Genomic DNA, 15,637 nt, shown 5'->3' on the forward strand with positions numbered 1-15,637 from the left:
TTGAATAAGACGCTTTTGGGAATTCACTATCAAGTCAAGTGTTGTTCGAGCAGGGATCTAAATTGTGTTATTGTTCAAACTGATAAAGTGCTCAAGATGGATATCTTTAAAAGTAGATGAATAAGGAAACAAATCACAATTAACTATCTTATAGATGATACGTCTTGATTAAACTGAGAGAATTAAGACGCCAAGACTAATAGCAGATACTGTAAAAGTAGAAACAGCAGAAATAGAAAAAGTAGAAATAGAAACAGTAAATGCCGAAAGGAAAGAGTGGTTTACGGATAATAAAAGCTAAATACTAAGAATTAACCAACTTATAATAAATAATACTCACTAAACGAGGGACGTTTTGCATGGCATATGTATCTTTAAATAAATTAGATATTCAAACGAAGGAAACCGTTATTGGTGCTGCAAATGAGCTACTGTCGGCTTCTGATAAGTTGTTTGATAAAGAACCTTTCTTCTCCAACTTTGATGGGAATGCTCAACTTGCAACATTACCCAATCAGTTTCACCATGCAAATGCAATTTGTTTAGTCAGAGCTGCAGTCATTGCGTATAAGGGTGAAAAGCTTCAGCAATACGAAACCGAACGGTCTCCGGAACAAGCGGACTACCATTTTTATGAAAACCAAAAGACCAACAGTCAAGCTTTTACGGCACTCTATCCTAACGACTTGATTGTTTCGTTCAGAGGCACTCAAACTGATGACTTCAGAGATCAAATCGGTGATATGCTAACTAACATACAAGTCAGTAAGGATAGCTTCGAGAATGGTAAGCAGACCATAGCCCACTATAAAGTCCATAGTGGATTCCAGAAAGCGCTGCTAAGTCTATGGGATGATGAAGGGCTCGGTAATTATATTGTTGACTGTTTACAAAAACATAGCACGATCAAGGTTTGGTTTACCGGGCATAGTTTAGGCGGAGCATTGGCCACGATAGCGAGTGCTCGATTGCTCAATTTAGGAGACGGGGAGCATTTTTATTCTAACCGTATTGGCGGTTTATATACTATCGGTCAACCGAGAGTAGGCGATGCCAATTTTGCAGAAGCATTAAGTAAGGAACTCGGAGAAAATAGAATTACCAGAATGGTAAACAATAATGACATAGTAACCATGATTCCTTTTTGGAAGTTTAGTCACATTCATGGACGACGTTATATTTCTAGTAACGGTGAGTTAAAACATAAATTCACCAATTCGGATATCAGAAATGACCGAATAAAAGGCATACTTATATTTATATTTTGGTATGGTATCAAATATGCCTTGAACCGATTTATAGGGCTTAAAATTAAATCTAAATCAATTATCGCTGACCACGACAAATATGGTTATCTTGCGGCGATACGTAAATCTTTAAACAAGTGAAAAAAGTCAAATAGAGTTTTGTTTTTCGTTTAAGACTATGCGCTAAATTGAATAATTTTTATTAGCGAGAAAGCGAATCTAAAACGAAAATAGCTAGTCTATTACGACTAAGGGTAAGCCCTTTACTACTAACATTAATTGAGGGAACAAGCGTGAAATTATTAATCTCAACAAGACTAACATTTGTATTTCTTATTGCATTATTGTTGATTTCAGGTTGTACAGTTAAGTATGTAGCAGAATACGACGCGGAAATTAAGAATGAAATTATCCAGGTCGCCAAAAAAGTCGATTTGTTTTGGGGGGACTTGTTGGATACCGATGTTGACAAGCGGCAATATGACAAATTTAAAACTAATTACAATGAAATAGAATCTGACATTCGGTCACTGGTGCTGAAAAACGAAATCCGTCCTTTGAATGAAGAGTCAACAGAGCAGGCTAAAATAGCGCTTAAGCTCTGGACTGATGATCGAGAGAAACACAAATCAGATGATGGATTTTCCAATGGTAGAGCGAAACTTCATCAACGCCAATTGAGTCGAGTTTTTGCGGCGATGGCAAAAGGTGAAGCGGTAAAGGATCCATCTAATTAGTTAACCAGTTAAGTGTGTATAATTAGCTAATCGATCCTGTCAAGAAATTGAACGTGAGCAAGGATTGAACAATCTGAATAATAAAAGGAGATTTATATGAGTTTTGATTTAGAAGAATTATTAAAAAGTATGGTCGCCGCCGCGGGCGAAGAGTTAGCGGATATTGGCGAGGATGTCAGTGCAGAATTAAAGCAGGTACTTGACAATGAGAAAGAATCGCTTGAAATGTTGAAGGAGGCTATCGTTAGCGGTGATATTGAGTTATCAGAGTTTGATGAAGAGGTTGAGCGGGAAAAGCTTGTTGTAAAAGCGGAACTTTTGACAATAAAAATCATGGTCGAAGCTGCTGCGGAGCGAGCGATCAATGCAGCCTTCGAAGTGTTCACTGATACAGTGAAAGAGTTGCTAAATTAAATAATACGTTTTTAAAAACTCATAAAGTTTACAAGGAACGGCAAACTATATGAAATTTTAAAAGTTGTAATGAGCATGGTAAATAATGTTCTTTTTCGCGATAAAGGGTTTCATCTACGATTGAGTTTTAGCTATTCTTCGATATCAAATAGACTGTCAGCATCATCCTCATAGGAGAAAGCACCTATAAATTGGGTGTACTCGTCTCTCATTACTCCTGACAGCTTTCCACTGTACTCATACTCGAATAGTAATATTATCCATGTTATCTCTGAGATTTTGTTTTTATTGGCTTTACTAAGCAAGGGCTGTATGAAGGATTTTGAGAAGGAGCACTCGCCGGCCGCACGCTTGACGGTAACTGTACCCGAATGTGAACCGTTTGTTTCCATTAACTCAGGTCTAAAAAATCGCATCAAATAGTTCTTTGACCATTGATTGGTTGCTCGAGTGTTTTTTTTGCTAAATGACTCCTCAAAGTAATCATCTGGAATGTCAGCATAGGGATGATTAGAGACCCATACGGATACCTTTGATTTCTTTGTAAAGTCGAAACCGTTGTCTGATCTTAATTGTTTAGCTGTCATGTTTGGGTTTAATACTCAACTAAAATTATTCTTAAAAGAAGAAATATCAATAGCCACAAAGCTGTTTAATTGTCTTCAGTGGCAAAATACTTGGCTATCCAGTCATAAAGGATTTGCTCGGTTAGCTCCTTAAAAGCCATAACTTCAAAGCTGTCAGCTGGATCTTTATCTCGATAGGCAAATTGATAGCTAAGTATGTCTGGTTGTTCATCACTGAGAAGAATAATGATTCTCCGCTGAGTTTTAAGACAATCTATAGTCATCATATCGGTTGGAAAACCTATATCTCTCATTCCTTGGTGTAAGCCAACTACAGGATTGATGTGTAAATAATCCTTTTGGATACGAGCATGAGCCGCCTCAGCAAAATCAGAAAGGCTTTCTAGTCTTGTCTTACCCAAAATATGTACTCTTTTGTCATCTGAAGATGTTGATTATAGCGGAAGAGTGCCCACTAGTCCCCAAAAAAGAACTATCTCTAAACCGACTCTTACTACTAATAAGCTCAGAAAGTATTTAATATCGTAAATATACCTAAAATTTCGGAGGGTTTTTTCAACAATTTTAAAAAACACGCGCAATCAATTTTTACTCTTGTCTTGTCGTTGAATAGCAGGTTGAAAATGGAACCCATAAAACTAGCTCTTAGAATTAGACAGTCTACTTGTTTAACTAAAATGAGACCGTAGAATTAGACAACCCTAAAATTAGACAGTCTACTTGTTTATCTAGAATGAAATCGCTCAACTGAGACCGTAGAATTAGACAGTCTACTTGTTTATATAGAAGAAGCTCGCAGAACTAGACCGCAGAACTAGACTGTCTATTTTCCTTCAGTCTATTTTCCTTCAAATAAAAGCAGCCGAAAGCACTTCAAGTTGAGGTTAAGAGTCAAATCTTGTCCGTTGAGTCTGTAATTATTAGATGAAATTGATTTAGTAAACCAAAGTTAAGAAGGTAATTTCTGCGAAGCGAAATTGGGTAGCGTTTTTTACTTCTTACGAAATATTAAGAAACGGCATAGTCGATATGATGGCATTAATCGACAGCTGAATATAGATTAAAAGCAGACGATATGCCATGCAAGTACTTCTTTGAAAGTTGCTGAGCTTTTCTTCTAATTAATTCTACAGGTCCGATATAATAAGTGAATTTCGATTCTAATACTTCGACTTGTTTCAGCCAGTGATAAGATTGTAGATTTAACCTTTCTAGGGTAGAAGCCACATGTAGTGGAATTCTTGATTTATTTGGATAAATAATACTTTTTCCAGCCCAATCTACTAGTTCAATGTAACTTTTTAAGGAGGTTGCTAAAGGTCGGCGTTTGATCTGGCCTGATGTGGGATTTATTTGAGTATCGAGATGGCTGTTATCTGACGTTTCTTGCAGCTCATTAAGTCTGGTCTTTATCGATGTGTGATTGGATTGTTCGAGTTTATCCGAAATTTTTGCACGAATCGGATTTAAATCAACGTAAGCCATGCAAGACAAAACCGCTGCTTCGTCTAAAAGTGCTTGTGAAGAGAATCGACCTTCCCAAAATTTTCCAGTACAATTATCTTCTTGGTTGCTTGCCTTAGCAAGAGGTTCATTGAGACGACGCATAAACCAAGACACACTACCAAGCCTTTCTCGATATTTATCTAATAGTTCCGCGCTATTCAATATGGCTTGAATTTTAAAAGCTCGTTGCTCTTTACATTGAGGGCTATCAAGGCGACTTGGAAAAACTTTAAGCCATCGCTCTACAACTTCCTCATCTGACCATGAATAAGGCGCCTTAGGATCGACATACATCACAATATGATAGTGGTTACTCATTACAGCATATGCGTATATATCGACCGCAAAAATTGAACTTAACGTTTTTATTCTTTGCTCTATATACGTTTTTCGATGCTCATAACTTTGTTGGTTTATTGGATCAAAGCCACATAAAAAAGCACGCCTCACACATCGATTCATGCAGTGATAAAAGCCAGGTGATTCTGGGTCGATTAAGTTTTTTCTTGGTATAGCCATCTAGTCATCCTTAACCTCCCTAACTAGCATCTTCTACTATTTTAAATTCATTAACAAGCGATAAATTCGCAATCGCGATAACGACTTTATACTATTTCAGCGTAAGCAAAACGACATAATAAAGTGATTTTAATTTAAATATTTTAGTACTAGACAGTCTAATTCGTTAGTTAGTGAAGGATTGTGACTTTTTATCCAATTTTCCTGACAGTAAATTGAATTCTAGCCCAGCCGGCTTAATGAATTTCAGATTGTGTGTGAGTTATTTTTGAAGATCTTTTTTGTATGGACGAATAGTTAGCTGTTTGGAGTGATTATTTCGTTTTAATTTATGAGTTTATTTTAGATTTGGTAACAAAAACTTGATCTAAACCAAGGTTCTCTTCCCTCATAGTGATATTGTTTTAGAAATTCGAGTTTTTTATGGTTTAAACCAAGCGCACTCGAGGTAGACAATAATAATGGACATATCCTCATTTTTACTTCAATTACTAGCAATTTTATTGAGTGCTAGAATCCTTGGCGAGCTCGCTGCCAGTGTTCAAATTCCATCAGTTATTGGCGAACTAGCGGCCGGGATAGTTATAGGGCCAAGCCTACTTGGGTGGATAGAAGCGGATCAAGTCATACGATTGATGGCTGAAATAGGGGTTATATTATTGTTGTTTCAAGTCGGACTAGAAACCGATATGGGAAAGCTTATCCGTACTGGTGTAAAGTCAACGATAGTTGCTTTCGGCGGTTTTATCGCACCTTTTGCCGCAGGATTTGTCACTTGTTTTTACTTTTTCAATCTAAATCTATTGGTTTCTCTGTTCGTTGGTGGGACTTTGACTGCTACAAGTATTGGAATTACGGTTCGGACTTTATCGGATATTCACAAACAAAACAGCGTTGAAGGACAAATAACGCTTGGGGCAGCAGTTCTCGACGATATTTTAGGGGTAGTGTTACTCGCGCTGCTTTATGAGTTTACTGTAACTGGTGATGTCAGTTGGATTAATACGACTAAAGTATTTTTATTTATTGGCGTTTTTTTCTTGTTAGCGCCTCCTTTAGCCAAGTTAATTTCTCATTTTATTCAATACCTGGATAAACGAATCGATAATCCAGGTCTTATCCCTTCAACGATTATATCGTTAGTATTATTCTTCGCTTGGTTGTCACACGCGGTTGGGGCACCAGAGCTGCTCGGCGGTTTTGCTGCTGGATTAGCGTTGTCAAGACGCTTCTTTTTGCCTTTTGGTCTTGCTATTAAAACAGAGGATGCGTTTTCTCAGCGAATTGATAAACAAATGACGCCTATTATTCATTTGTTCACACCGATATTTTTTGTCACAGTAGGGCTATCATTGGATTTGCGAGCAATCGATTGGTCTTCTCCATTTTTTTGGTGGTTTAGTTTGATTTTGCTCGCCGTAGCGATTGTGAGTAAATTTTTTGGGGCTTTTTTCATCAAGGAACCTTGGGCAAGGAAGGTTGTTGTTGGCATGGCAATGGTCCCAAGAGGTGAAGTGGGGTTAATATTTGCCGGTCTGGGGAGTGCTGCTGGCGTGTTCGATAAGGAGGTCTATACCTCGCTTATTATGGTAATTGCTTATACCACACTACTATCACCGTTCTGGATTAAGCTTTATTATAAACGGTTTAGAGTTCAGCTAGACGAGATTGAAACGCTAGTACCCCGTGAAGATAAGCATAGTCAAAAGATACGAAATCACTGATTCCTGGAAATTATTGAGTTAAACTACGCCTTATTAACAATCCGATAAATACCTAAATAATTTATCATTAATTTGTAAACGTTTTTGATTATGTTTCCGTCAAACTAGTTAAAAATTAAGTTATTCTCCTAGTTTTCATTGAGTTTCATGTTGTTTTCTTTATACGAAGTACTACTTTTAATCGGTATCACTCAGGGCGCTATAACAGCGATATTGCTCTGGAAATCGAAAAACAATCAGTTGAGTAATCGTTTTATTGCGCTCGGCTTAGTCGCTTTTTGTTTGATTTGCGCCAAGCAAGTCTTAATTAATTTGGGAATAACTCAGTCTCAATGGTTTGCATTTATACCGATAGCTTCGGAGCTTTCAGCTGGTCCATTCTTTTATTTCTACGTTATTTCACTCATTAATCCTAAATTTAGGCTGACAGCGGACCAATATTGGCACTTTTTACCGTTTATAATGATTCAACTGTATGTAACCTGGATCTATTTAAACGTTGTCGGAATACCCTCCTATGAAGAGAAAATTACTTTTGCTCGTTCACGACATTACAATACGATAAAGCTAATTGAAGATTGTTTGACTGTGGTATCCATATTTGGTTATGCAACAGTTGGTTATTTTAAATTAGCAGACTACCGAAAAAACGTATCAGATAACTTATCAGACAATAGCGTTAGCACGTTTTCCTGGATATTGAGGATCATACGACTGTCGGTTGCATTGGGTGTGTTCTTATTGGTTAATTTAATTATTGAGCATTTCGCTTACACCCAATATATGAGCTTGCTTTGGAAAGTCTTTATTCTCTGCAATGCTGGTCTCGTTTATTATTTTGGATTTTCAGCGTACGCCAATCGCGACCTTCTTTCTTTCGAAACTGAAAAACTAAGCAAAGTTAACCCAGCAGAGAGGATACCTGACGACGTTGTTCGGCAAATCATTAAGAAAATCGATAGGGCAATTAAAATTGATAAGGTATATCTTAATCCGCAGGTTAGTGCTCAGCAACTGGCAAAGAAAATCGACGTGAGTCAAACTAATTTATCTTATGTTATTAATAGCCACTATCAACAAAGCTTTCGGGATTTGATTAATCTTGCGCGAATCGAAGAGGTAAAGGAAAAACTTACGAATAATAGCCAATCTAAGTATTCGATACTTTCCATTGCATTAGACTCAGGGTTTAATTCGGAAGCGAGCTTTTATCGAGTGTTCAAAAAACAAACGGGGGTTAGTCCGAAGATTTTCATGGAAAATAATCGAGAAAATAGCGTTGAAAGTATTTCAAACTCTAAGGGAGAGCCGAGTAGTGATTTGCTAAAATCGGTTGAGTCTTAACTAAATGCATGATTCAAGTTCAGCTAAACTAAACCAAAGCTCAATGATTTATTCAACAGTGAGTAATAAAAACAACTTACTCAATTACGTCACGTGAAATTGAGTTGACTACCTAGATGCTCTTAGTCGTATCGTCAAAATTAAAATCTGAAATAATTCCAGATGCATTACATCTGTTCTAACATGAATTCACTCTGAAATAATAGGGGCTACGACTTTTAGAGGTTAAGATGTTTAAGCGCTGAAACAACAGGAATTTGAAAAAACTAGATTGCAGTCATTTCTCTTAGAATGCTCCTTTTTAGTCAGCAGTCATCAACTAATGAGTCAATGTGTAAATACGCAAATAATAAAGCTCCAACTAGCTAAATAACTAAAACTTTGTTAGTAAAAAATAGTGTTAAAAGCATTAAGATAAATAAATTTAAAGCATACTAATCAGAAAAATAACGACTCAATCTAACTATTTGATCGAATTTGATCATACAATTAAGTTTTCGGATACTAATCGAAATCGCCAATAACTTATGAACAAAACACTAAAAATATACAATCAATTAAAGAATTACCCTTTAGGCAAAAAACTCTTTTCAATAATCGTTTGTCGAACGGCACCATACTTTGGAACCATTAAACCGTTAATCACCCACCTTGAAGCAAATCATTGTGAGTGTCAGATAAGCAAGCGAAAGCGCGTCCATAACCACATCAATACAGTACATGTAATAGCAATATGTAACGGGCTTGAGATGGCGATGGGCGTAATGGCCGAAGCGACAGTACCTAAACACTTACGCTGGATTCCAAAAGGGATGAGCGTCGAATATACGGCAAAGGCTGGAACTGATATTCGTTGTGTCGCAAAAATGCAACCAGAGGATTGGCAGCCGGGTGAGCAAGAGGTAGTCGTAAAGGCTTATGACATCAACAATGTGGTGGTTGTCGAAGGAATCATTAGGCTCTGGATCAGTGAGAAAAAGAAGTGCTAGTTCTCAAGCTAAACCCAACAAAATTGGCGCGTTAGTAGACTAGCTAGGAATTGAACAACGCCAGATATTGTGCCGCTTGCTTTGTTTTAACTAAAGTTAATATCCGATAATGCTCACATAGCTTGCGTATCTCAGGAAGAAAGCTAAAATTATAGGTGTAAGTGGTATTTTTTAGGTCCTAGCTGTTAAAGATGTCTAAAAGTCTGTTTTCTCAATGCTTATTCTCAGTAGTTTTAATCTTTACTGCGTTAACAAGTGATGCTTCGTCGGTAAAACCGCAATCAAATAAAACCGATTGCCATCTTATTATGGGCGTTTCTAATTGGTTGCCTTATCAAAGCTATGCCAAAGGTCGAGGCGCATTTGGTTTACAGATTAATCTGATCGAAGACATTATGGAGGAGGCCAACTGTCTTCTAACCTACAAACCAATGACGTTTCCTATTGGACTTGAAGCACTCCAAATGGGTGAGATTGATTTTATGATGAATGCCACAGTCAATGAAAGTAGAAAATCCTTTGCCTATTTTTCAGTGCCATATCGCGACGAATTCTTATCGCTCTATTCTACAGACAAATACCTTGAACGTTGCCAAGAAATGTCGCTAAAAGAGTTGATTCGAGATGGCTTTAAATTGAGCGTTCAAGCTGGTTTAGTTTATGGCCCAGAACTTACCGAAATACAGAAAGATCCAGTCTTAAATAAGAAGCTAAGTTACAGTGAGAATAACATTCAACACGTTGACTTAGTTGAATCCCAACAATTAGATGGCGTTATCGACGATCCGGTGGTTGTTGCCTACCGATCGACCATTTATGCGACTGGCGACAAACTGAGTCCTTGCCCGATAGTCATTTCTTCTTCACCGGTCTCTCTAATTTTTAGCAAGAAGACAGTTAGCCAGGAAATCGTGGAGCGCGTTAATAATGCTATCGCCAAAGTAAAAGCGACTAAAGAATATCAAAAACGCTGGATGTTATAGTTGTTGTTAGTGATTTACTGAACAAGGCTTACGCGTAGAGGGCTCCTAAAAGGTTTAATTAGCTTTAGTCTGTTACTTTTTGCTTGGCGACCCAGGTCACATGTTTTTGAACGGCAGTATTTTGCTTCAATTTCTCCAACGTATTGAACTGTTTAGCTAAAGTCATTTCGTCAAAAAGCTTGTGTAGTCCACTGTGACATTTTCGACAGATCCAGATCCCCTGATTTAGCGCATCTCTCGTATGAGTCTTGCGAAAAAATGTTCTTCTATGCATCTTCTTGGGAATTAAATGATGAAAAGTTAGCGAAATTTTTCGCATACAGAGTTGGCAGTTAGTGGGCTTTGAATGGTATTTGCTGTGGTAACCAAGTATCGAGTTATTGTTGTTTGTCATTGTCAGTTAGTGATTGCAAGTCGGTTATCGCTCAAGCGGGAGTCGAGCAACTGTAGTGAAATTTTTACGCACTTTAGCAACGGGTTTAATCTCGAACAAGTCGCCATTAAACCCAGTGAGCTGCCTTGAGATACCAACCGTTTTGGCAATATCAGCATTTGCAATCAAATGCTCTGCTTCACCGTGTGTTGGAATAACTAGTCGCGGTTTTACCCATGAGTACAACTCCTCAAGGTCCTCTTGACTTGGGTGACCGCTGGCATGAATGGGAGCGTCGACATCCTTTTGCATAATAACATTGATGTTTTTGGCTTTAAGCTTGGTGACAAGCGTTTCTACAGCTTCCTCATTACCAGGTATTATGATGGAACTAAAAATCACCGTATCACCAGCATTTAAAGCGATATCTTTGTTTTTATCGTCAGATAACCTGGATAGTGCTGCTTTAGGTTCACCTTGGCTTCCTGTTGCAATAAGCAATACTTCTTTGTCTGGTAGATAAGCTAAATCATAGGGAGTAATTAGCTCAAAGTCGCTAGGCCAAAAGCCCGCTAAGCGCGCGTTAGCGACCATGTTCATTAAGGAGCGTCCAATCAAACCAGCATAACGTCTACATTGTTTGGCGATCTTGATCAGTGTGATTAATCGCGCAATGTTACTACCAAAACAACAAACCACAACCTTACCACTACACTGGTCGATTACGTGCTTTAAGCCCTTATAACAACTGCCTTCAGACACTGTTTTTCCGGGTCTATTGGCATTTGTTGAATCGCAAACCATCGCATCGATACTTTCTCTCGCGAGTTGTTTAAAAGGACTTTCACTGAAAGGTTCTCCAATAACCGGCGTGTTGTCAATCTTCCAGTCTCCCGTATGAAAGACCTTGGCAACTCGAGTGCGGATAACTATGGCATGTGGTTCGGGTAATGAATGAGTAAGTGCCAGCCATTGAACATTAAAAACGCCAATATCGACAAAGTCACCGCTAGCGACTTCTATGATTTTTACTTGATCGGCAATACCTTTTTCGTTGAGTTTGCGCCTTAAACAAATTGCAGTAAAAGGCGTTGTGTAAACAGGGCATTTTAAACGAGGCCATAGATGTGCAACCGCGCCGATATGGTCTTCATGGGCATGGGTAATGATCAGTCCGACGAGCCTTTCCTTCTGGTCGGCTATAAAACCAGGATCGGCGGATACAATGTCGAATAATGTATCAGAATTTTGTTCGGCGTTGCGCTGTTTATAGTTATTTGAAACAGCGGTTAGCGGCTCTTTAAAGCTCGCTCCACAATCGACCATCAACCACTGTTCATCATGTCCATAAAGGTTCATGTTCATTCCAATCTCACCAGTCCCACCTAATGGAAGGAACCAAAACTGATTGTGGGTTGCGAATAACGTGTTAGTGGAAATGACCGAGCACCTATTTATCTAAGGATGATTAAATTATTCTAGATTTTCTCGTATGTTGAAAGCTTAAATTGTTTAAGTCGAGCTTAAGTAAACCATAAATCTAAATAGGGGATTACGTTTGTGATCCCGTGACTCGATAAATACTTTGGTTTAGGCTTTCGCATTTAGACTGTCTAGTTTGTGAGTATGCTTTTAGACTGTCTAGTGTGTGAGCTCGTATGTTGAAAGCTGAAATTGGTTAAGTCGAGCTTAAGTACACCATAAATCTTAATAGGAAATTACAGTTGTGATCCCGTAACTCGATAAATACTTTGGTTTAGGCTTTCGCATCCAGACTGTCTAATTAGTATGCTATTAGACCGTCTAGTTTGTGAGTCAGAATGTTAAGGTTGGAGGTTAAGAAGGTGCTCTAAATATCTGAATTATAGGCATATACAGCTCGTTATGCTGACTTTCTTATTGATTTGTCTTTTTTGAATTCGCTGTTTTAATGTTGCCATTGCTTTTCGCGGTTAGTAGAAACACGGTTAATATCGCTTGGAATAAGACCTATTTTCTGAGTTTGGCGATATGGTCAGATATATCTAGAAAGAAGATTTCTGGCAGATTGTTTAATTGATTAATATTACATATCAGTGATATTTGGCTAAGATCATTGTGTGCTCCTTTGTATTCTCCATGCATCGTCTTACACTAACTCCATGCAGCCTTGAAAGGAAACTTGGCGCAGTCTATGAATTCCTCACATCATTTGCGAATGATGCATATTTTCTTCCAAGCTTGCTTAAGCGGGTCGAGCGCTTCTGATGCGCTTGTCAAATTTACTGTTAATTTTGCGCTACATGCAAAATCAAGCTAAACGACCCTTCTGTTTTCGTTAAAAGCGGAGCTTCAAATGAAAATTCTTACAGTGAAATCTATCTTGGTTGGCTTCTTCGCTCTAGTTTTCCTAATGACTGGTTGCGGTAGTAGCAAAGTAGAAACCACGCGAATCGATTGTGAACTGAACGATATCAAGATTACCCATGACCTAGTCGGCACCGTATCGACTATCGACACGGTCACTGGAACAATCACCATTAAATGCGACGACTCGCCTGTCGAAGGGGTAACTATCTCTGGCAGTGCTGGCTGGTGGAATTTAGTGTCTGTTGGGCCGTCTAATTCAGTTGGCGTTATACGAGTGGATAAACCGGCCGAATCACTCGGACATGATGACATTGGGACCAATAAAACGGTTTCGATTATCGTTAATGCTTACAGCTCTGGCAGTGAGAGTTCACGAGCATTTCCGATTACAATTCCGATTAGTTAAACGTTACTTGTCACGGGTTAATTAACAGTAAAAACAGTTAAGCTTCCCCCAACTTGGGGGACAAATAGCTGTTTAGAACCGATGTCGTAATGAATATCGATTCCTTCAATTGCATCCTGCGATAATGGTAAGGTAGTTCCTTGTGCGTTGATATGCCAAATACGAGAGTCGTCAATCACAGTTACAAAATAACCGCCTTTACCATCGTGCGTTATGCCATCAAAGTCGACAAGGTTTGCAGAAGGTCTTTGGGATTTATCGTTGTCAATTAAAGAGCCATCTTCGAGGGAGAAGCGATTCCAAAATTGACCACCGTGTATTAAGGTTTCCTTATCAACCAATAGCCCGTTTGCTTTCAACAATCGTTTTTGATCATCGATAAACACAACCAGCTTTTCGTCTCGCAATTGGTAAATCTTGCGACTCTGACTACCCGAAACAAAGATGTCACCCTTTTTCGAAATTGCCACATCATTCAAAACCGGTTTCAGGTCACTCTTTGGTGTAGTATACCGATTGATTATCTTTTCAGTTTGCAAGTCAATCTCAATCAGGCTGTCCATGTCCACGGCGTAGAGTTTATCCTGATAAATTGCTAGACCGGTAGGGCTGTTTAGTGCCGAAATCCACTTAAAATCTAAAATTTCTCCTTCGTGACTAACTTTAGAAATAAATCCACTGCCATCTTTTGCGTACTTAACGATATTTGAAACATAGATCGTTTTATCTTTGGGGTAGTAGGTCGCTGACTCTGGTAAAAGAAAAGCATTTTTGATAGTCCAAAGTTGATCTATTTTACTAGTCTCGAATGCATTTACCATGCTGTTCAGCACTGTGTTATTCAGCAGTAAAACTACTGACGTCAAAAGTACTCTTATTGGTCTTAAAAATAAAATCAATTTTGTTCTCTATTCAATAGCTCATAAGACAAATATACTCGAAAAAACAGCTTAAAAGGAGTGCAATTGCAACTCGCTTCAAAGTCGCGCTTGACCCAATCGTTTATTGAGATATTTTAAAACCTATCGTATCGCCTATTCAAATTTTGTTGAATTACATCTGATAACCAACAATAATCAATTAATACTAAAGATGGTACTAGCAAAATTCAAAGGAAGAATACTCATGCAATTGTCAGAAAAACTCTCTCCTCATTTTACATTACGCGAATTGATTCGATCTGATACTGCGGCAAGGAAAGGCATTGACAACTCGCCACCACCTGAACTTGTACCAAAATTAAAGCGCTTATGTGTTGAAGTCCTTGAGCCAATCCGCACACATTATAATGTTCCTTTTAGCCCTAATAGTGGTTATCGAAGTAAAGCGCTTAACGACGCTATCGGCGGTTCTGCGAGGTCTCAACATTGCCTGGCCGAAGCGGTTGATATTGAAGTTATCGGTATTAGCAATTATGAACTTGCCAATTGGATTCGTCGTAATCTAGCTTTTGACCAACTGATTCTCGAGTGTTATCAACCAGGTGATCCAGCTTCCGGTTGGGTACATGTGAGCATAAAAGACAATGATCAAGCGTATCGAGGTAAGGTATTAACTTATTCGGACAAGAAATATCATGACGGATTAATTGCATAAGATTTAGTTTTGCAATCCAAAAATTAAAATATTTTTGTGCTAAGCACCAAAAAACTAGACAACAATAATTTCCAATAGAGGGGCAAGCTTATGTCAAAGAAATATACCTATATCAAACAGGGGCTCAAGGACGATGGGTTTAACCCGAAAGTTTGGTGGTTTGTGTTAGTGGTTGTTTCTCTACTTGGATCATCGCTTTACGTAATTGATAACTTTACTGTGGTCGACGTAAATGCTGAACTTACCTCTGTCGGCGGCGATGTATTTCTAAAGTATTTTTTCATTGTCGTCGCAGTTGAGCGCGCCGCGGCAGTTTTTGTTGGAATCTCTCGTAGCCAAAATACAGTTGATTGGGCGTTACGCATCAAGCGGATCAGTGAAGTTTTAGCGAAAGAAAATCCGAGTAAATCGATTCTGCGCCAAGTATATACCCGAGAGCATCGACTTGTGGCTACGCTTGAACAAGCCGAAATAATCGGGCAAATTACTAGCGTATCAGAAGATGCAGATGAACAAGATTATTTAGGATACTTAACCTCTGCGAAACATGCTTATGAGTTTCAAAAAGGCAGTTTTGATTCAATTACAAAGCTTTATGTCAGCCGAATCGTTTTCTTTGCTGGGATTGTTCTTGCTACGCTAGGACTGAGTGTTTTTGGAGACTTATTTTCGACGATAGTCTTAGAGTCCAAAGTACAAACTTGGTTTTTGCGCGTTTCTGACATTTTAATCACCGGTGGACTACTTGGCGGTGGCAGTGCCGGACTCAATGCAATGGCAACAAAAATGTCAGATTTTCTCAACAAGAATTAACCAAATAAGTCAGTTTTAAGTTGCGAAAAATTAAATTACCTAGATGCAGG

At 38.4% G+C, this 15,637-nt stretch carries 16 protein-coding genes; 10 read left to right on the forward strand and 6 right to left on the reverse strand.

What is annotated here, in order from left to right:
- Positions 1-359 precede the first annotated feature (359 nt).
- From FLL45_RS04650 to FLL45_RS04660, 3 genes are all read left to right on the forward strand, one after another.
- Entirely contained in the window at positions 360-1,388 is a 1,029-nt protein-coding gene (locus tag FLL45_RS04650) for a lipase family protein (protein ID WP_142940814.1), read from the forward strand.
- 152 nt (positions 1,389-1,540) lie between these two features.
- Positions 1,541-1,984, forward strand: coding sequence for a hypothetical protein (locus tag FLL45_RS04655; protein ID WP_142940815.1), 444 nt, complete (start codon positions 1,541-1,543; stop codon positions 1,982-1,984).
- Between the two features lie 96 nt (positions 1,985-2,080).
- The gene (locus FLL45_RS04660) at positions 2,081-2,398 is read left to right on the forward strand and encodes a hypothetical protein (protein WP_142940816.1); all 318 of its coding nucleotides are present in this window, start codon (positions 2,081-2,083) and stop codon (positions 2,396-2,398) included.
- A gap of 131 nt (positions 2,399-2,529) precedes the next feature.
- On the opposite strand, the gene FLL45_RS04665 is transcribed toward FLL45_RS04660, so the two are convergent.
- The 3 genes from FLL45_RS04665 to FLL45_RS04675 all read right to left on the reverse strand — a co-directional run bounded on the left by FLL45_RS04665 (position 2,530) and on the right by FLL45_RS04675 (position 5,010).
- Positions 2,530-2,985: an immunity 22 family protein gene (locus FLL45_RS04665; RefSeq protein WP_142940817.1), complete on the reverse strand. Its 456-nt coding sequence runs from the start codon at positions 2,983-2,985 to the stop codon at positions 2,530-2,532.
- 65 nt (positions 2,986-3,050) lie between these two features.
- On the reverse strand, positions 3,051-3,386 hold the full coding sequence (locus tag FLL45_RS04670; protein ID WP_142940818.1) for a hypothetical protein: 336 nt from the start codon (positions 3,384-3,386) through the stop codon (positions 3,051-3,053).
- 637 nt (positions 3,387-4,023) lie between these two features.
- Positions 4,024-5,010, reverse strand: coding sequence for a transposase (locus tag FLL45_RS04675; protein WP_142940819.1), 987 nt, complete (start codon positions 5,008-5,010; stop codon positions 4,024-4,026).
- A gap of 461 nt (positions 5,011-5,471) precedes the next feature.
- On the opposite strand from FLL45_RS04675, the gene FLL45_RS04680 reads away from it, so the two are divergent.
- The 4 genes from FLL45_RS04680 (at position 5,472) to FLL45_RS04695 (ending at position 10,050) form a co-directional block, all read left to right on the forward strand.
- Positions 5,472-6,734 carry a cation:proton antiporter gene (locus tag FLL45_RS04680; protein WP_142940820.1) on the forward strand — a complete coding sequence of 421 codons (1,263 nt, stop codon included), beginning with the start codon at positions 5,472-5,474 and terminating at the stop codon, positions 6,732-6,734.
- A gap of 147 nt (positions 6,735-6,881) precedes the next feature.
- Positions 6,882-8,078, forward strand: a complete 1,197-nt coding sequence (locus tag FLL45_RS04685; protein ID WP_142940821.1) for a helix-turn-helix domain-containing protein — start codon at positions 6,882-6,884, stop codon at positions 8,076-8,078.
- 527 nt (positions 8,079-8,605) lie between these two features.
- The gene (locus FLL45_RS04690; protein ID WP_142940822.1) at positions 8,606-9,067 is read left to right on the forward strand and encodes a hotdog fold domain-containing protein; all 462 of its coding nucleotides are present in this window, start codon (positions 8,606-8,608) and stop codon (positions 9,065-9,067) included.
- Between the two features lie 191 nt (positions 9,068-9,258).
- Positions 9,259-10,050, forward strand: coding sequence for a substrate-binding periplasmic protein (locus tag FLL45_RS04695; protein WP_142940823.1), 792 nt, complete (start codon positions 9,259-9,261; stop codon positions 10,048-10,050).
- A 64-nt stretch (positions 10,051-10,114) separates the two neighbouring features.
- On the opposite strand, the gene FLL45_RS22970 is transcribed toward FLL45_RS04695, so the two are convergent.
- On the reverse strand, positions 10,115-10,444 hold the full coding sequence (locus tag FLL45_RS22970; protein ID WP_142940824.1) for an HNH endonuclease: 330 nt from the start codon (positions 10,442-10,444) through the stop codon (positions 10,115-10,117).
- 24 nt (positions 10,445-10,468) lie between these two features.
- The gene (locus FLL45_RS04705; RefSeq protein ID WP_142940825.1) at positions 10,469-11,788 is read right to left on the reverse strand and encodes a ribonuclease J; all 1,320 of its coding nucleotides are present in this window, start codon (positions 11,786-11,788) and stop codon (positions 10,469-10,471) included.
- 970 nt (positions 11,789-12,758) lie between these two features.
- On the opposite strand from FLL45_RS04705, the gene FLL45_RS04710 reads away from it, so the two are divergent.
- Positions 12,759-13,178: a hypothetical protein gene (locus tag FLL45_RS04710; protein ID WP_142940826.1), complete on the forward strand. Its 420-nt coding sequence runs from the start codon at positions 12,759-12,761 to the stop codon at positions 13,176-13,178.
- A gap of 17 nt (positions 13,179-13,195) precedes the next feature.
- Here FLL45_RS04710 and FLL45_RS04715 read toward each other — a convergent pair whose 3' ends face one another.
- A complete protein-coding gene (locus tag FLL45_RS04715; protein WP_142940827.1) occupies positions 13,196-13,999 on the reverse strand; it encodes an SMP-30/gluconolactonase/LRE family protein in 804 nt (267 codons plus the stop codon).
- Between the two features lie 304 nt (positions 14,000-14,303).
- Between FLL45_RS04715 and FLL45_RS04720 the strand changes: the two genes are divergently transcribed.
- Both FLL45_RS04720 and FLL45_RS04725 read left to right on the forward strand, forming a co-directional pair.
- Entirely contained in the window at positions 14,304-14,774 is a 471-nt protein-coding gene (locus FLL45_RS04720) for a D-Ala-D-Ala carboxypeptidase family metallohydrolase (protein ID WP_185964331.1), read from the forward strand.
- Positions 14,775-14,864: 90 nt separating this feature from the next.
- The gene (locus tag FLL45_RS04725; protein ID WP_142940829.1) at positions 14,865-15,587 is read left to right on the forward strand and encodes a hypothetical protein; all 723 of its coding nucleotides are present in this window, start codon (positions 14,865-14,867) and stop codon (positions 15,585-15,587) included.
- The last annotated feature ends 50 nt before the right edge of the window (positions 15,588-15,637 follow it).

It is taken from the genome of Aliikangiella marina, assembly GCF_007004765.1.
Lineage (GTDB): Bacteria > Pseudomonadota > Gammaproteobacteria > Enterobacterales > Kangiellaceae > Aliikangiella > Aliikangiella marina.